The organism is Melioribacter sp., assembly GCF_049325435.1.
Classification (GTDB): Bacteria; Bacteroidota; Ignavibacteria; order Ignavibacteriales; family Melioribacteraceae; genus Melioribacter; species Melioribacter roseus.
In genome coordinates this window covers 1-16,605 of sequence record NZ_JBMOLD010000019.1, presented here as the reverse complement: position 1 = coordinate 16,605, position 16,605 = coordinate 1, and the positions used below count along the sequence as shown (strand labels likewise).

Annotated in this window: 16 protein-coding genes; 6 read left to right on the top strand and 10 right to left on the bottom strand. The window is 41.2% G+C overall.

The genetic code is table 11. The features are described 5' to 3' along the window. Positions 1-12: 12 nt before the first annotated feature. Together ACOYVE_RS13925 and ACOYVE_RS13920 are read right to left on the bottom strand one after the other, a co-directional pair. A complete protein-coding gene (locus ACOYVE_RS13925) occupies positions 13-2,178 on the bottom strand; it encodes a S9 family peptidase (protein ID WP_422882451.1) in 2,166 nt (721 codons plus the stop codon). Between the two features lie 26 nt (positions 2,179-2,204). Then, positions 2,205-3,176 carry an aldo/keto reductase gene (locus tag ACOYVE_RS13920; RefSeq protein ID WP_422882449.1) on the bottom strand — a complete coding sequence of 324 codons (972 nt, stop codon included), beginning with the start codon at positions 3,174-3,176 and terminating at the stop codon, positions 2,205-2,207. A 103-nt stretch (positions 3,177-3,279) separates the two neighbouring features. Here ACOYVE_RS13920 and ACOYVE_RS13915 point away from each other — a divergent pair, with 103 nt between their 5' ends. From ACOYVE_RS13915 to ACOYVE_RS13890, 6 genes are read left to right on the top strand one after another with little or no spacing between them, the layout of a single operon-like run. After that, positions 3,280-3,468, top strand: a complete 189-nt coding sequence (locus ACOYVE_RS13915; RefSeq protein WP_422882448.1) for a hypothetical protein — start codon at positions 3,280-3,282, stop codon at positions 3,466-3,468. Continuing rightward, positions 3,440-3,919, top strand: coding sequence for a hypothetical protein (locus tag ACOYVE_RS13910; RefSeq protein ID WP_422882446.1), 480 nt, complete (start codon positions 3,440-3,442; stop codon positions 3,917-3,919). The genes ACOYVE_RS13915 and ACOYVE_RS13910 overlap by 29 nt, the downstream gene beginning before the upstream one ends. Positions 3,920-3,929: 10 nt before the next feature. Beyond that, entirely contained in the window at positions 3,930-4,361 is a 432-nt protein-coding gene (locus ACOYVE_RS13905) for a DUF5362 domain-containing protein (protein WP_422882445.1), read from the top strand. A 53-nt stretch (positions 4,362-4,414) separates the two neighbouring features. Further along, on the top strand, positions 4,415-5,038 hold the full coding sequence (locus ACOYVE_RS13900; protein ID WP_014855175.1) for a cation transporter: 624 nt from the start codon (positions 4,415-4,417) through the stop codon (positions 5,036-5,038). A gap of 34 nt (positions 5,039-5,072) precedes the next feature. Next, positions 5,073-5,585 carry a hypothetical protein gene (locus ACOYVE_RS13895; RefSeq protein WP_422882443.1) on the top strand — a complete coding sequence of 171 codons (513 nt, stop codon included), beginning with the start codon at positions 5,073-5,075 and terminating at the stop codon, positions 5,583-5,585. Between the two features lie 10 nt (positions 5,586-5,595). Continuing rightward, complete coding sequence (locus ACOYVE_RS13890) at positions 5,596-7,761, top strand: TonB-dependent receptor (RefSeq protein WP_422882442.1); 2,166 nt, start codon at positions 5,596-5,598, stop codon at positions 7,759-7,761. A gap of 3 nt (positions 7,762-7,764) precedes the next feature. Here ACOYVE_RS13890 and ACOYVE_RS13885 read toward each other — a convergent pair whose 3' ends face one another. The 8 genes from ACOYVE_RS13885 to ACOYVE_RS13850 form a co-directional block, all read right to left on the bottom strand. Next, a complete protein-coding gene (locus tag ACOYVE_RS13885) occupies positions 7,765-8,157 on the bottom strand; it encodes a NifB/NifX family molybdenum-iron cluster-binding protein (RefSeq protein ID WP_014855178.1) in 393 nt (130 codons plus the stop codon). Position 8,158: 1 nt separating this feature from the next. Beyond that, a complete protein-coding gene (locus tag ACOYVE_RS13880) occupies positions 8,159-8,461 on the bottom strand; it encodes a DUF134 domain-containing protein (RefSeq protein WP_422882440.1) in 303 nt (100 codons plus the stop codon). 114 nt (positions 8,462-8,575) lie between these two features. Further along, complete coding sequence (locus ACOYVE_RS13875; RefSeq protein WP_041355750.1) at positions 8,576-8,830, bottom strand: DUF4342 domain-containing protein; 255 nt, start codon at positions 8,828-8,830, stop codon at positions 8,576-8,578. 54 nt (positions 8,831-8,884) lie between these two features. Next, positions 8,885-10,339, bottom strand: coding sequence for a sigma-54-dependent transcriptional regulator (locus tag ACOYVE_RS13870; protein WP_014855181.1), 1,455 nt, complete (start codon positions 10,337-10,339; stop codon positions 8,885-8,887). Positions 10,340-10,351: 12 nt separating this feature from the next. Continuing rightward, positions 10,352-11,833, bottom strand: coding sequence for an ATP-binding protein (locus tag ACOYVE_RS13865; RefSeq protein WP_014855182.1), 1,482 nt, complete (start codon positions 11,831-11,833; stop codon positions 10,352-10,354). A 9-nt stretch (positions 11,834-11,842) separates the two neighbouring features. Beyond that, positions 11,843-13,150: an extracellular solute-binding protein gene (locus ACOYVE_RS13860; protein ID WP_014855183.1), complete on the bottom strand. Its 1,308-nt coding sequence runs from the start codon at positions 13,148-13,150 to the stop codon at positions 11,843-11,845. Between the two features lie 59 nt (positions 13,151-13,209). Further along, positions 13,210-14,268 carry a glycoside hydrolase family 5 protein gene (locus tag ACOYVE_RS13855; RefSeq protein ID WP_014855184.1) on the bottom strand — a complete coding sequence of 353 codons (1,059 nt, stop codon included), beginning with the start codon at positions 14,266-14,268 and terminating at the stop codon, positions 13,210-13,212. Positions 14,269-14,282: 14 nt separating this feature from the next. Next, on the bottom strand, positions 14,283-16,292 hold the full coding sequence (locus ACOYVE_RS13850) for a sialate O-acetylesterase (RefSeq protein ID WP_422882437.1): 2,010 nt from the start codon (positions 16,290-16,292) through the stop codon (positions 14,283-14,285). Positions 16,293-16,605 lie beyond the last annotated feature (313 nt).

The window sequence follows — 16,605 nt, the reverse complement described above, 5'->3', positions numbered from 1 at the left end:
TTTTTCCTCCGTTTAATCTGTAGAGAGTTCTTTATTCAATAAATTTTTAAAGATAAATTCCGCGATTGTTTTTTGAGCGTGGAAATAGTGAGGGAATCGAATGCCATGGCGTTGATTCGGATAAAACATCATTTCAAATTCCTTATTTAATCTCTGTAATTTGTCGATTAGCTGTATTGAATTCTGCATATGAACGTTGTCGTCCATAGTTCCGTGAATAATTAACATTCCGCCTTTGTAATTTTCGGCATAATTTAAGACCGAAGACTTTTTGTAGCCGTCCGGATTTTCATCCGGCGTATCCATATACCTTTCAGTATAAACATTATCGTAGAGCATCCAATCCATAACTCCGAACTCTGCAATGCCATAGTTAAAGTAGCCGGGAGCCGACGTAAGCGCCAGCGCCGTGACGTACCCGCCGTAACTTCCTCCGTTGATTGCTATTTGGGCAGTGTCGACGAAAGGCAATTTTCTCAACCATTTAACGGCTTCGATATAATCGTGCATCTCCCACTTGCCCAAATTTCTGTGCATTAAATCGGTTCCGGCTTTTCCGAAATGCCCGCTTCCCCTGTGATCGACGCTCATATAAATAATTCCGTTCTGAGCCAGAAATTGTGGTTCCAATCTGTAAGGGAAAGAATTTCTAACGGTAGGCGCGTTCGGACCTCCGTAAATACTTATCAAAACAGGATATTTTTTTGTAGAATCAAGATCCGCGGGTAAATACCATAACGCCGGCAAATCATAACCGTCTTCCGTTTTTATTTTGAACAACTGCGCCTTTGGCAAATCATATTCGTCAAAGATATCGGATTTTGAATTTCCGATTTCTCTTATTAATTCTCCACTTGCGTCGTACAATAAGAGCGCAGGCGGGGTATTTATACAACTGAATCTGTCGATAAAGTACTTGCCGTTAGGCGAAAGATTACACGCGTGCGTACCCGACATGTCTGTTAATTTAGTAATTTTATTATTGTTCATATTCACAACAAACAAATGACGCTCCGTCGAATTATTCGACCATCCCTCGAAATAGACCAGGTTGTTCTTTTCGTCCACCAATTCAAGCGACGTAACGTTTATATCCGCCCCGTCCGTAAGCTTTTTCAGCAGTTTGCCTTTTCCGTCATAGAGGTAAAGATGATAATATCCGTCCAATCCGGTACGAATAATAAAGCCCGGATTGTTTTTCATAAAATAGATATCTTCAAACCATTCCACCCATGTTTTCTGATGTTCCGTATGAAGGAGCCGTTTGCTTCCGTCTTTAACGTCAATACGATAAATCTTTATCGTATCCTGTTGACGGTTCATCCATTGTACCGTCAGTTGTGAATCGCTAGTCCATACCGGCCATGCAATGTATTGATCGTTGTCGTCGGGGAAATCCGCCCAGACTATATTATTTTTTTCAAGATCAGCTATTCCGAGTTTTACAAACGGATTCGGGTCGCCCGCTTTCGGATATCTTTGTTTTTCAACCGAGCCGTGCTGTCCGTCGGCTTTAACCAGAATAAATTCGGGCACTGGAGAATCGTCGAATCTGAGGAACGAGATTTTTCTCGAATCAGGCGCCCACCAGAAGGCGGCGTAATTTGTGGAGCGTCCTAAAATTTCTTCCATATAAACCCACGAAGCCCAGCCGCTATAGACCAAATCGCCGCCGTCGTCGGTAAGCCGGCGCTCGATTTCGTTTTCGATATCGTAACAGTAGAGGTTATTTTCTTTAGTATACGCCACTTTCTTTCCATCGGGCGAGAACTTAGGATTTTTTTCTTCGGCTTCGTCGTCCGTCAATTTCTTGAAAAGATTATCTTCTACGGAAAGATAATAGAGGTCGTTATCCCGTTCAAAAATAAACTTAGTGTAGCTGTCGTTATTGATAACAGCCTCGTTAAGATTAAATCCTTCGGGCAAGCCGATTCGGGAATAATCCAAGTATACTTCCCTTTCATTGTTTTCAACGTTTACCTTTTCAATAATACTTTTACCATATCTGACGGACAATTCAAGATAATGTTCGTCGTCAAGCCATCCTTTAATTTGAGGCAACGATTTAGTTAGTCTCGGTTGACCGAAATAAAACGCCTGTTGAAAAGTGAGTTTTTTATTTTGTCCGTAGACAAGAGAAGCGATAATAACAAACAACAATATTTTTCTTGATTTCATTTTCAGCCTCAAAATATTTTAATTAATTACCAGGCATAAGCTTCGGGCGCCTGGTTGCCGGGTCCGGGCCAAATTTCGTCGAGTTTTTTCAGCGTATCTTCGTCGAGTTTGACATTCAGCGCATTGTAATTTTGTTCAAGTTGTTCGACGGTTCTCGGTCCGATAATCGGAGAAGTAACCGCCGGATTCGACAGCGTCCATGCCAGCGCCACATCCGCGGGCTTTTGACCGATTTCCTTGCACAATTTTTCATATGCCTCCAATTGAGGTCGAAGTTTTTCCACCGACTTTTGGAGCGGCTCTCTGGTTCTCCTTCCTTCCTTTGCTTTTTCTAATACGCCGCATAGGATTCCTCCGCCCATCGGACTCCACGGTATTAAACCGATACCGAAAGCTTTGCAAGCGGGAATTACCTCCAGCTCAATATTTCTATTGCGTAAACTGTAAATACTCTGCTCCGAAATTATACCCAAAAAGTTTCTTTCTTTTGCTTTATAAAACGCTTCCGCCAAATTCCAAGCCGCAAAGTTCGAACTTCCCACGTAAATTATTTTACCTTCGCGTACAAGCTGTTCCATCGCCTGATAGATCTCGTCCCAGGGAGTGTTCCTGTCGATATGGTGCATCTGATACAAATCGATGCGGTCTGTTTTCAGCCTCTTCAGACTGTCTTCGCATGCTCTTTTGATATGATAAGCGGACAATCCGGAATCGTTGGGACCGTCGCCCATTTTTCCGTAAACCTTTGTCGCCAGAACAATTTTATCGCGTCTCGAAGGATCTTCGGAGAGCCATTTGCCGATTAATTGCTCGGTATAGCCTGCTCCTTTATCCCAACCGTAAACATTTGCTGTGTCAAAAAAATTTATTCCCAATTCGAGAGCGCGGTTCATAATTCGAAAACTCTCTTCGTCGCTCGTATAAGGTCCGAAGTTCATAGTGCCTAGGCACAATCTGCTGACTTTCAACCCCGACCTTCCAAGATGAACGTATTCCATTATTCCTCCATTCCGATTCGTTAAACTCTTTTCTAATTTAATAAAGATTTTCTTTTTAGTGCAAAAAAATTTATTTTCTTATGAAATTTTGAGGAAAAATGAGATGGGTTCGTTCTCCTGCCAATATATCGACAGCGAAAAAGGCTACTGCCTTAGAATAAAAAAAGAGTGTGTTCCGGGAAGACCGGGCTGCGTATTAAAAGGCAAATATGCATTTGCCATACCTGTCGATGAACGCTTACCCGACATTAAAAGGAAAAAGGATGACAAAGATAAAAATAAAGGTAAATAGTCTTCTATTATTAATTTTATTCTGTGCATGCACAGGCAATCAAAATTTATTGCCCGACGAAATGTTCGGGCTTAAGCTTCAGAAAAAATTAACAGGCAAAGGAGCGCTCGACTACGTAAACAAATTGCATTTGGGCAAAGTGACGGATGAAGAAAATCAAATCGGATTTTATTCCGGTCGAAAAGGAGAGGCTGTAATCTACATTACCGTCTATTCAGACAATAAAAAAGCTACGAATGCACTCCGCAGAATGACAGAAAAAATTTCGCCGCTTAATTCGGCGTTCTACGGCGGCTCTTTGGAAAATATAAACGGCAAAGAAATTTATACGACATACGGCATGGGAGCAAAACATTTTGTATTTGTCGACAATAATAATTTATTCTGGATAACCGCGGAAAGAAAATGGGCGGACGATTTCCTCGCATATTATTTACTAATACTAGAATAAAGAGGCAGCTATGGACGAATTCAACGAACTGAATATTGAAGAAACCCCGCAGCCGGTAAGTTTATTCAAATTGAATTTTGAGAAGATGATTCGCGACATGCGATTCGTCGGCATTTTTGTGATTATTTACGGAGCTCTTACGTGCCTTTCAATTATCGGCGCAATTATCGGCGTGCCGATAATAATCATCGGTCTTAGAATTCGAGAAGCCGCGGAACAATTTGAAATCTATAAAGCGACCAATCAGGCGGCGGCTTTACGAATGGGCTTCGAATTGCAGGGCAAATATTTTCGCCTTGCCAAGATAATAATCATTGTATCTCTGATTATAACCGCTCTCTGGTTCATCTTTATTCTCGGACTTTTGATATCGGGTTTTCATTCTCTCTATCAGCTGGACGGCATGGATTATAATTCGATCGGACTCTTCAGCCTGCTGTAAGAACCTTTAAAATTCTTTATATTTGGATATCCGATCCTGATTTTTGAAAAGAGATGAACAGAAATTATAAAACAGCTTTTTTATTAACTTATATAACAATCGGATATAATATACTCGAAGGTATAATTTCCGTTGCCTGGGGAATAGAAGATGAAACTCTATCTCTTCTGGGATTCGGAATCGATTCGTTCGTAGAAGTAATGTCCGGAATCGGACTTCTGCACATGCTTTTACGTATAAAAAACAATAACGGAGAGACAAGCGATAAGTTCGAAAGGACTGCGCTAAGAATTACAGGCGCGGGATTTTATATTCTGTCGGCAGGCTTGGTTGTAGGCTCTATGATTAATACTTACGCAGGACATAAACCGGAGACTACCGTTGTAGGGATTATTATTTCCGTAATTTCCATAATAACAATGTCTGTTTTGATTTATTATAAAATGAAAATCGGAAAGGCTCTTCAATCGGAAGCAATAATCGCCGATGCAAATTGCACAAAGACGTGTCTCTATCTATCGATTATATTGCTTGCTGCCAGCGCAGGCTACGAATTAACGGGTATAGGCGGCATCGATTCGATTGGAGCGATTGCGATTGCATGGTTCTCTTACAAGGAAGGCAAAGAAGCTTTCGAAAAGGCTAAGGGAAATTTGATTTGTTCATGCGGGCATTAAACAAGAAGTTAATAAAACATTCGTTGATTCTTCTATGAAAAAAGTACTGCTGATAATTTTAATCTCTGCCGTATTTATATTCAGATGCGACGGCGGCATTGAACCCGAGCCCGTTAAACCCGACGGACCCACCGGTTTCAAGGGCGCCGTTACATTCACGGGGAATTGGCCTGCCGGAGTTAAAAGAACTCACCTGGTAGTATTTAAAAAGCCCATACAAAAAACCGGCGACTTTTTTCCGCCGAATCTCAGCTTTGTTTCAGATTCGATTCCTTACGGCAGTTCGGCGTTCAATTACAATTCATTGGAAAATAATTTCTTGCCGATACTTCAGTTGGGAGAAGGAACATATTCTTATGTGGTTGTTGCTCAATCGAAGACCGAAGAAATTTCCTTCGAACGAAAAGACTGGTACGTGGTCGGGGTTTATTGCAACAACGGGGATCAGGCGAGCCCAAAGGAATTAATACTACGCCCAGGCGAAATTACGGAAGGAGTAAACATAAAAGTCGACTTTAATAATCCTCCGCCGCAGCCTCCATATTAAAGAGGGAATTATGCACAGATTTCTATTAATTTTATTTATTTCATACAACATATTAGTGGCTCAGAAAGGCGTAATAACCGGCAGAATAATCGAAGAAGACTCGCAGCCCGTGATAGGCGCAAATATAATTATTACCGGAACGTCCTTCGGCGCGGCATCCGACGATAAAGGAAGATACGAAATACGAGGAGTGCCTTACGGTCAATATACGCTCGAAGTATCGTGCGTAGGCTACGAAAAGGTCAGCAAAAAAATTACAATCGACAAAGAGGTTTCTCAAATTAATTTCATCCTGAGGGAATCCGCAGTAGAGACCGAACAAATTTTGGTAACCGCATCCAAGTTCGAGCAAAGGAAAGAAGATTTGTCCGTAAGCGCGTTTGTAATTAAGCCCGATTTAATATCGCATAAAAATTATATTGCTTTCGACGAAATATTAAGAGACATACCCGGCGTCCAGGTAAACCTCGAGCAGGTTAGCATTCGCGGATCGAGCGGTTACAGCAAAGGAGTGGGCGCAAGAGTATTGGTTGCAATCAACGGCATACCTCTTTACGGCGGAGATAACGGCGATATTGTATGGGAATTGATTCCCATTTCAGATATAGAGCGCGTGGAAGTAATCAAAGGACCTGCTAGCTCGCTCTACGGCACTTCGGCTATCGGAGGCGTAATTAATATAATTACCAAAGAAGCCGCTCAAATTCCCGTTACTTATATAAAATCTTATGCCGGCTTTTATGACAATCCCTCTTACGACATCTGGAAATGGAACGACAACCTGCGCACATTTTACGGTACGGAGATTTCGCACTCTTCCTCGATTGGATCGGTCGGATATACTCTGTCTCTTAAAAAATTCGACAATATGAGTTATCGTCAAAATGATTACAGGAAAAATTACCTCGGATATTTCAAAATCAACAAGACAATCGACGCTAATCGATCGATACTTCTTTTCGGCGACTATTTATATATGGACAGGGGAAACTTTTTGTACTGGAAAGATTCCCGGAATGCGTTGGTCCCGAAAGATGAAGATAACGGCAATACAGTGAAATCGAATCGATTCTTCAGCGGATTCGTATACAACAATCGTTTTTCGGACAATCTGAATTCAACATTCAAACTGAGTTATTATTACACCCGATTCGACGGTTATGGCATAGAAGTGACCACCTCCATCGCCAATCTCTACAGAGCCGAAGCAATTTTTAATTATTCGACAAAAGGTAATTTCAACCATACAGGCGGAATTGAAATTTCCGGTTCGACCGTAAAATCCAATATTTTTTCCAACACTAAATTTGGAGGCGGAGCGCTTTATTTTCAAACTGAGTACAGGGGCGTTAAAAATTTAATAGCCACTTTAGGCCTCCGTTACGACTATATAAAACTCGATACAATACAAGGGAAAAACGCCATAACCCCGCGTTTCGGATTGAATTACAAGATTACCCGCAATCTAATCTTAAGAGCGTCGGCCGGGGCGGGCTTCAGAGCGCCTACTCCGGCAGAAGTCTTTACAACAGCAGGAATTGCAGGCGGAATTGACGTCGAACAAAATCCCGATTTGAAATCCGAAACGAGTTTTTCATTCGAAAGCGGACTGATATACAGTCCGTCTGAGCATCTCAACTTCGATGCGACATTCTATCAGACAGATTATAATAATTTCATAGAACCGAACCTCACAAAAACGGGAGATATAAAATTCATCAATCTCACAAAAGCAAGAATACAGGGAGCGGAAATTTTATGCGCCTGGGCTGCCGTTCCTTCGACGTTTAATTTTACGTTCGCTTACAATTATATGTGGGCGAGAGACGTTGAAAAAAACCGACCGATGAAATATCGCCCGCGCAATACGGTTAATTTACAAATCGGTTTTACCAAACAACCATTCGAATTAAACGCCGATTTCAGATATTCGAGCAAGGTCGAAGAAATAGATTTCGAGCTGACCGAGCCGCCCCTGGCGCTTATAAAAGACGGCTACAAACGCGTTCCCGTATACGTAATCGACTTGGCGGGCGGCGTAAATTTTGTTTTCAGCAATATAGCGGCTAAACTTAAATTGAGCGTTAAAAATCTGCTCAATTATAATTACGTAGAGTTTATCGGGAATCTAGCTCCCATCCGGAATTATTCACTAAGCGCCGAGATTTATTTTTAATTTTCAATGCCTTCCGTGATGACAAACGTTATCTTCTTTTTCGGTCAGTTCTCCCGACAGATATTTTTCAACGGCGCGGTCTGCAATTTCTTCGTCAGTCATAAACGGTTTGATGCCGTTGGCTTCGAGGTCTTCAATCAATCTCCAGCCGCCGGATGTAAAAATCAAAACCTCGGCTCCTTTTAAAGCTTCTATCAGTCGTTCGTGACCGTGTCTGTGACCTTCGCCGTGATGATGTTCTCCCCTGTTGCCGCGACCGTGATTGGTAAAATTATTTTCGAGATATTGTTTGTCGAGAATTTTTCCATCGGAGCATTCATAAATAATAAATCCGTTAACGCGTCCTATATGTCCCGATACGTGAAAATTATCGTCCGAGGCTACCGCTATTTTCATTTTATTCCTCCTTTAGCTTGTTAAAATAATCCTGATTTATACTAAGCGCTTTGCCGTTAATAAGAGCGTCCGCAATTTTACTTCTTGCAGATTTTAGAATACGCCCGAATGTAGGGCGGGATATCTGCATCTTCCGCGCTCCGGCTTCGTGGTCGAAACCTTTTAAGTCCGCCCAATAAACAGCTTCCACTTCGTCTTCTGCGAGAATATTTTCGAGAAGCTCGCACATCGGAATTCCGCGCGGTTTGAAATAATAAGCCGCCGGGCAACATTTTATTCTTCTATGTTTTTTCGGTCTGGGCATAAAATAATTATGAGCATATGTTCATAACAAAATTATAAAATTATCCGTTAATAATCCAGTTAATATTATGCTTGAGGTTAATTATCTTCCGGGAATTAGTATTCAGGAAGGTTATTAAAGCTCGTCGGATTCGTCATTCTGCCTTTTAACCACTTCCACCGTAAAATTTGCAGCCATGCCGGCAAGGGCTCCTACAGCCGCCAGCACCGGCGCAAAGAGAGCTCCGAGCACGGCGACCGTAACCGGTATCTCGATATACGTATTTCCCTTTTCGTCTTTTATAATAATGCGTCTCACGTTGCCTTCTTTGATCAACTCTTCGATTTTACCGAGAAGCTCTTTCCCTTTAACTTTGAACTCATTAATCATAATTCCTCCCAAGCTTTAACACCTGAGACGCATAAGGGAGACAATAAGTTCCGTTTATTTCAAACCGAGTTCTTTACACATCCTATAAAAATTGGAAGGAGCCAATCCGAGTTTTTCGGCGGCAGCCGAATCGGAACTTGAGATGCTTCTAACATATTTGAAATAACGTATTCTGAATTTTCTTTCCACTTCTTTCAACGGCAGCACTTGCCCCTCGTACAAATCTTCGAAACCCGATTCTTCCTTAGAGACGATGCTGTTCCCGAGTATCATCGGATTGCTTACGTCTTTGGCTGTAATGCGATCAGGACAATTCAAAACCAAACGTTGAACTACATTTCTCAGTTCTCTCACATTGCCGGGCCATTTGTAATTCAACAAAATTTCCTTAGCGCTCTCTTCAAGCACCGGCTTTGTAAATCCGAGGTCCTGACTGAAGTAGTCGAGGAAATGTTCGAACAGCAAGAGTATATCGTCGCCGCGCTGCCTGAGGGGCACGATTTCAAGCGGCACAACATTCAAACGATAATACAAATCTTCGCGGAAGCGGTTATTATTAACTTCGTGAGCAAGATTTTTATTAGTTGCCGCTATAATTCTCACGTTAACGGATATTTTACCCGTCCTTCCGATTTTTTCAATTTCACCTTCCTGCAGCACTCTCAATAATTTTACCTGAGCTGTAGGAGGAAGTTCGCCGACTTCGTCGAGGAACAAAGTCCCGTTATTAGCCACTTCGAAAAGACCGGGTTTTTCTCTGTTGGCGCCGGTAAAAGACCCCTTTTCAAAACCGAACAACTCACTTTCGAGCAAATCGCTCGGTATACTTCCGCAGTTAATCGGTACGAAATTTTCGTATTTTCTCTTGCTCCTCAGATGGATATTCCATGCGACCAATTCTTTGCCGGTTCCGGACGGTCCGTTTATCAATATGTTTACATCGCTCTTGGCGTATTTTTCTATATTTTCTTTCAATTGAATCATCGGTTTCGATTCGCCTATTATCTTTTTTGCTTCCAGCAGATTTTCAATATTTTTCTTAAGCCGCTTGTCGGATTTCAACTTTTGCTTTTCGAGTTTCTTTTTTTCATACGCATTGAATATACTGAGTATGAAGTCGGTCGGTTGATAAATGTATTCTTCAATATTGCCGGGATATTTCGTACAGTACCAGAAAGCGCCCGCCTGAAGTAAATTATTGGCGAAATCGTAATTTGTAATATTTATGGTCATCTTCGTTACGACAATGATTTGAATAAACGGGTCGTAACTTTTCATTTTGGAAATCAGTTCCTCGCCTTTAAGCCCGCCGGAGATCTGATAGTCCATTATAACCACGTCATACTTATCGGGATTTTCCCTGATCAACGAGAGCGCCGCCATTCCGTTTGAAACAGTGTCGAGTAGTTTGATTCTCGAATTGTAATAGTCGAGCGTGTTTTTTACTCTTCTTACGTCGAATTCTTCGTCTTCCACAAGTAAAATATTAATCATTTCTTGTTTCTGCATACTGCTTCTTCCTTAATTTTTTATTTTAATTGTAAAGCGGCAGCCGCCTTCTTTTAAATTTTCCACGTCGAGTTCCCACCCGCATTTTTCGACCGCCATTTGATAGGCTATATAGCAGCCGTAACCGGAATTTGTCGCTTCGAGCTTCTTGGTGGATATATTTTCCAGAAATATTTTTTTAACGCCTTTCGAGTCGACTTCCAGCAACTCGCTTTTAATTCCCACGCCGTCGTCCTCGATCGTTAAAACAGTCAGATTGTTATTCTTATCGTATTTGGTAGTTATTTTTATTTTAACGGAATCTTTCTGACTGTGATCGATGCTGTTTTGAATCAACGGCTCGAGTATTTCCCACACTACAAACTCATTGACGTTAACCGGAGGAATATCGTCGTCGAGCAATAACTCAAAACTAAACATATCGTTTCGGCTCGATATCCTGAGAAAAATGTTTTCCACTATAAATTTGATAACTTCATTAATGTTTGTATGGAACATCGGGTTAATTATAGTATTGATTTCCTGGTCGTACCATTTCATATCGTAAATAATTCTCGAAATAAAGTTGGAATAAGTCAGCACTCTTTTTTTCAGCTCGTCGATTCCTTCGCTGTTCATTTTGCGGACGTCTTCTTTTATAAAGCCGATAATTTTTTCGGCTTTGTGATGCGTATGATAAATTCTTTTTGTAAAAAGCGATTCCTTTTCGAGCCTGATTTGTTTTTTTATGTTTTCTTCGTGTTCCTGGAAAAACTTTCTCTGCGCTTCGTTTCTCTCTTTAACTGCCTGAGACGAGATGTAAAATATAATAACGAGTCCTAGAAAAATTAAAGACGTATAAATAACCGCCACTTTATCGAAATTAGCCGTCACTTCTTTTGTAAGGAACGTAAAGTCGGGCGTAATTTTCATATACATCGCGCCGAGATATTCGCCGTCCGGCACAAATGGAACGAGGATTTTGAAAGTCTTGTTGTTTTCGAGGATCGAATAGATTGTTTCCGAGGCTCTAATTTCGTCTCTGTAACCGAGAAAGAGTTTAACAGCCTCCGAATGTCCGTTGGGGCCGGTCTCGTAGGGTTCGAGTTTGTTCGTGAGAAACGCATAAAGTTTTTGACCGCTGTCGATAACATAAACGCGATGATTTTTAAGAAGAATTAGACTGATATCCTCCACGCTCTTTTGTATTAATTGCTGTTTAAAGATAACGTTAAACGAGTATGTTATTTTCCTCTGATCGTATTCGGACATCGGTTTTTCCATAAAAAGATTTTCGTAGAGTAGTTCCATACTCGTCGTCGTAATGATAGCCAGCCGTTCGGCAGAATATTTTTGATACCAATCCTGAGTCTCGTTCAAAAAATCGCTCAACGAAGATTTTTGAACAAAAGCCATTACAAGTTGAAAAATAATAAGCACAAACAGGAAGGCCGAAAGGTGCCTTATTTCGAATCTGTATTTGGAAAATTTATTTTTTAATTTTTGCCGTACCATAAACTTTACTCATCGCTCCTGCAAAATATTTTTTTCAAGTTGAATAGCGTTCGTGGCTTTGTTCAACGCTTCTTTTACGGACAAACGTCTTTTCAAAGCCTCGTCGATATAGTACGACATTATTTTGGAAAATCTCGTATAGTCGGGATGCGCAGGTCTGTGCTTAGCAGTTTTCAGATATTCTTTTATTTTGGGAATTTCAGGGTACTTGTTCAAATAGACGGAATCTTCGTAAAATCTTTTAACTACCGGGTAATGTCCGCTCAATTTATAGAAAATTTCCTGGGCTTCGTCGCTCAATAGAAATTTCAGGAAATCGATTGTTTCTTTCTTCTTGGTAGAAAATTTGGATACCATCAAATCCCAGCCGCCTACTACCGAGGTAGGGACGCCGTCTTTGAAATACGGTATCCACATTTTCTTCAATCTCGATTGTTTCTCTTTGTCGAAAGGTTCATTAATAAAATCCATGTCGTATGTAGGCCAGCCGTGTATTACCAAGCCGTCATTGTTAATGAAATATTCGTAGCTCGATATCTCCGTAAATTTTGTTACAACGGGCGGAGTCGCTTTATACTTATAAATAAGGTCGACCATAAATTGCAAAGCTTTTTCGGCTTCCGGTCTGTCCAGATTAAAGCCGTATTGTTGAAAATAATTCGGATTGAGGCTCAAAAGGAATTCCATAAAGTTACATATCATACCTTCGTAATCGGCGGCGGGAAAGATGTAAAACGGTTTGTCGCCTTTGTAGAGTTTTCTGTAGCTTAAAAAATCTTCCCAGGTAATATTGGCGCTGTCGAGCTTTTCAATCAACTCTTTGCCTTTTGGGAGCGTTTCGACCAAATCTTCTCTGTAATAACAAATACTGTTTACCAGTACAAGCGGCGCCGCGACCAATTCGCCGTTGAAATAACACGACTCCACCGCTAGAGGCAGAAGTCGTTTTTTTTCTTCTTCCGTAAGATACTTATCGAGCGACTCGCCCCATTTGGCAAATCTTTGCACCCATATAATATCAACCGCAAAAAGATCAATCCCGTCGCCAGTGCCCCGGAGCGAACGCGCCAGCACTTCCTTTCTTTCATTCGTGCTAAAATCGAAATTGGGAAAGTCTATCGGTATTACGCGCACTTTCCCTTTATTTCTGTCGTTATAGATTTCAATCAATTTTTTGTGGGCTGCGGTAATTCTGTCGGCAAAATAAATTTCAACGACTTTGTCGCCTTCGCTCCGGTAAAAGAAAAAGTTAATCGCATAATAAGCGAAGAAGGCGACAATTAGAATGCCGAGCGCCCATTTGAATTTAGAATTCATATATAATCTGTTCAATTCGGTTTGTCAAAATAACAAACGCAATTTTATTATTCATTGCATTATTTTTTCCCTTCCATTACCGCTTTATAAAATTTACCGCTGTCGGTAAGTTTATAAGTATCCCACGATTCGAACATCTTCGGATGCCATTCCGGATCGAACACCCACCAGACCCAGCTTATGCCTTTTGATTCGAGATAGTTTACAATCGCCTCTCCGTATTCGCCGTTAGAATCGACAGATTCGTCGCCCATAGTAAATCCGATCTCAGTTGCAATTATCGGATACTTCTGAGCGGCGAAACCGAAATTTTCTTCCCATTTCGGTTCCCACGGTTTTGTTCGTTTATGAGGATAAGGATGCGTAACGTAAGCGATATTTTCAGCTTTTACGGGTTCAATTAGCAATGGCGTGAGATCATAAGCCCAGTCGAATCCTGCTACGAGCGGAATCGTTTCGTTATCGTAGGCTCTTATTAGAGTTATCATTTTTTCATTCAGCTCTCTCCATTCCGTCCACGACATTGAACCAAGTTGATTAAAATAGAGCGTCGGCTCGTTGAAGAGTTCATAAAAAGCCACAGTATTATTTCCGGCGTATCTTTTTGCTATTGTGCGCCAGAATTCGAACGTTTCTTTTTTGGTAGTTTCATACATCGGATCCTGGAACAATTCCATGCCGAGATTACCTATTGTATGCCAATCGATTATAATATACATGCCGAGTTCCGTACACCATTCTACAGCCTGATCGAGCAGCTTCAAATAATTTTCCGCGCCTCTTTCGCGCCATGCAATCGGATGCACCGGTACGCGCACGATCATCGTACCGAGTTCTTTCACTTTTTCAAAGTGCTTCTTATTCCAATGACCTTGATTTTCAATCTTATCTGGGTCGGAAATCGAAACGCCTCTAAACAATACCGTATCTCCGTTCTCATCCACAAATCGATTCCCCATTACTTTAATAAGAGGAAGTTTCTTCTCATTAGGCGACTCGAACGTTTCTCTCAAATAGGAATCGTGCCACCATGCGTGATATTTTGTCTCCTGAGCGTTTGTAAAATTGATTCGACTTGCAAACAGAAACAAAACGATTAACTTAATTATGTTTTTCATTTTTATATCCTTCTTTAATCCCAGTTGTCTGTTCTGAATGAAGAAGCAGGAAGTCCCGCCTTATTAAAAAGCGTGCCTTCCGAGATGTTATCCCAGCAATAACGAACGGCTGCCGGGTTCTCTACGCTATCGGAAAAGACAATTAATTTATCGTCTTTAATTTCCACTTTTGCTTTTTTAAATACTTTGTCGTTTCCCGCAATAAGGAAATTGTTGTCTCCGTCGATTTCTTTGACTACCAAACCGCCGTCTGTATAATCGAAAGTAAGGATTATTTTATTGCCTTCGATTTTCATCGATTTATAGATGGGACCCGAAAAATCGATTTTCTTGCCGTAATCTTTAGCCAATGCCCATCTTGCAAGGCGTTCGCCCACGTCTTTTTTGTTTGCCGGATGAATATTATTCGGATTGCCGATGTCGAGAGTAACCGACATACCTGTATTCGGAACCGAAAGCGTCATAAGCTGAGCTTCTCTCAATTTTTGCGATTCCACATTGGGACCGTAGTTATAAGGCGCAATTTGAACATAATAAAACGCGAAATCGCCCAGCCCCCATTCTTCTCTCCAATTTTTAATCATTAGCGGAAAGAGCTTTTTATACAATTCCGGATTTCCCGTATTCGATTCGCCTTGATACCAGATGGCTCCTTTTATATTGTATGGAATCAGCGGAGCAATCATGCCGTTAAAAAGGAGCGTCGGAGTGAAAGCAGAATATTCAACCGACAATTTCGGACGTTTATAATATTCGGCATTCTTAACGTCGAACAGATACAACTTGCCTCCGTAATATTCGGCGACGGGCAAATACTTCCATTCGCCTGCCAGAGAAACCGACTCGTTCGAATCAGTCGGGCGGAGTTTCATCTTTTCGGATGAACCCCATATTCCACCGCCGCCCTGTGTATCGACGACGCGGACGGCAACGGTGAGATTTTGATCCTTCGCCAGTTCAGCGGGTATTTTATAAATCCGGTCTGTTTGCCAGTAACCTCCTTCTTCGTAGCCGCCTATTCTCACTCCGTTAACGTAAGTTACGTCCATATCGTCTATCGGTCCGAGTTCCAGCGTCAGTTCTTTATTAATCCACTCGTTTTTGATTTTTATGTTTTTCCTGAACCAGACAACGCCGTCGAAGTTGCCCATTTCCGTCGATTCCCATTTAACCGGCAGTTCCATAGTTTTCCAAGCCGAATCGTCGAAGCCGGGTTTAGCGCATTGAGAGTCGTTCAAATCGAGCCCTTTCCACGGAGTCGGCGATTTGATCGAATTGATATCGATAGTCGGTTTTTCGGCAAGCCAGGCTTTAAGCCGGTCGATTTCTTTACGGGCATTCTTCAGTTTTTCTACAATATCTTTATATTCTTCGACCGTGGAAATATATTTGGCGCCCGTCCAGGCTTCAATAGGCGTGCCGCCCCAGCTCGAATGAATTAATCCTACCGGGATATTCAATTCTTCATATAATTTTTTTCCGAAGAAATAAGCCGTGGCGCTAAACTTTGCCGCTGTTTCAGGATTCGATTCTTCCCAACGCCCCACGCAATCGAATTCCGGTTTTTCGGATATTGCTCTTGTAACAGTAAAGAATCTTATATTTTTATTCGTTGCATTCGCAATAACTTCCTTGCTGTTGGCAACCGTATCTGTAGGAGGCCAGCCTTCGAGCGGCATTTCCATATTCGATTGTCCCGAGCAGAGCCACACCTCGCCGATTAATACATTCTTAAATTCGATTTCGGACTTACTGTCGGTAACTTTAAGCAAATAAGGACCTCCGGCAGAAGGCGTGATTAAATGCGCCATCCACTTTCCGTTTTGATCGGCTGTCGCTTTTGCCGATTCATTCCACGAAGCTTTAATAGTAATTTCGTCTCCCGGATTGCTCAAACCCCAAACGGCAACTTTCGAATTTTGCTGCAATACCATATTGTCCGAAAAAATCGAAGGCATTTTTAATCCTTTTCCATTTTCTGCAAATAACAGAGACGCTGCCAAAAAGAAGATTAAAATTCTCATAAATTTCCCCCTTATTAAAGAAAATAGTTGAAATACACCGTTTATTTCTATCTATTTATAGCAAAAACTACGCCTAAAGAATCAATTTTTTTATCGTCAAATTTAAGCGATCATTTACTCCCTTTTTATCATTTTGATAAAAATATATCATTATTGTAAAAACAAATATAATTTTTGCGCCAATAACGGCAAAAAGTCAAATTTAGTTGAAATTATTTCAGAGAGACTCCGCATAAATTAAGCAACCTTTGTTTGATTTAATCCTAATTCTGTTTTTAATGCATCTCTAAGTAAGTATAATTTTTTATAATTG

What these genes read in the sequence shown, in the direction of transcription:
- ACOYVE_RS13925 (WP_422882451.1), bottom strand. Translation starts at nt 2,178, where the DNA reads ATGAAATCAAGAAAAATATTGTTGTTTGTTATTATCGCTTCTCTTGTC.
- ACOYVE_RS13920 (WP_422882449.1), bottom strand. Translation starts at nt 3,176, where the DNA reads ATGGAATACGTTCATCTTGGAAGGTCGGGGTTGAAAGTCAGCAGATTG.
- ACOYVE_RS13915 (WP_422882448.1), top strand. Translation starts at nt 3,280, where the DNA reads ATGGGTTCGTTCTCCTGCCAATATATCGACAGCGAAAAAGGCTACTGC.
- ACOYVE_RS13910 (WP_422882446.1), top strand. Translation starts at nt 3,440, where the DNA reads ATGACAAAGATAAAAATAAAGGTAAATAGTCTTCTATTATTAATTTTA.
- ACOYVE_RS13905 (WP_422882445.1), top strand. Translation starts at nt 3,930, where the DNA reads ATGGACGAATTCAACGAACTGAATATTGAAGAAACCCCGCAGCCGGTA.
- ACOYVE_RS13900 (WP_014855175.1), top strand. Translation starts at nt 4,415, where the DNA reads ATGAACAGAAATTATAAAACAGCTTTTTTATTAACTTATATAACAATC.
- ACOYVE_RS13895 (WP_422882443.1), top strand. Translation starts at nt 5,073, where the DNA reads ATGAAAAAAGTACTGCTGATAATTTTAATCTCTGCCGTATTTATATTC.
- ACOYVE_RS13890 (WP_422882442.1), top strand. Translation starts at nt 5,596, where the DNA reads ATGCACAGATTTCTATTAATTTTATTTATTTCATACAACATATTAGTG.
- ACOYVE_RS13885 (WP_014855178.1), bottom strand. Translation starts at nt 8,157, where the DNA reads ATGAAAATAGCGGTAGCCTCGGACGATAATTTTCACGTATCGGGACAT.
- ACOYVE_RS13880 (WP_422882440.1), bottom strand. Translation starts at nt 8,461, where the DNA reads ATGCCCAGACCGAAAAAACATAGAAGAATAAAATGTTGCCCGGCGGCT.
- ACOYVE_RS13875 (WP_041355750.1), bottom strand. Translation starts at nt 8,830, where the DNA reads ATGATTAATGAGTTCAAAGTTAAAGGGAAAGAGCTTCTCGGTAAAATC.
- ACOYVE_RS13870 (WP_014855181.1), bottom strand. Translation starts at nt 10,339, where the DNA reads ATGCAGAAACAAGAAATGATTAATATTTTACTTGTGGAAGACGAAGAA.
- ACOYVE_RS13865 (WP_014855182.1), bottom strand. Translation starts at nt 11,833, where the DNA reads ATGGTACGGCAAAAATTAAAAAATAAATTTTCCAAATACAGATTCGAA.
- ACOYVE_RS13860 (WP_014855183.1), bottom strand. Translation starts at nt 13,150, where the DNA reads ATGAATTCTAAATTCAAATGGGCGCTCGGCATTCTAATTGTCGCCTTC.
- ACOYVE_RS13855 (WP_014855184.1), bottom strand. Translation starts at nt 14,268, where the DNA reads ATGAAAAACATAATTAAGTTAATCGTTTTGTTTCTGTTTGCAAGTCGA.
- ACOYVE_RS13850 (WP_422882437.1), bottom strand. Translation starts at nt 16,292, where the DNA reads ATGAGAATTTTAATCTTCTTTTTGGCAGCGTCTCTGTTATTTGCAGAA.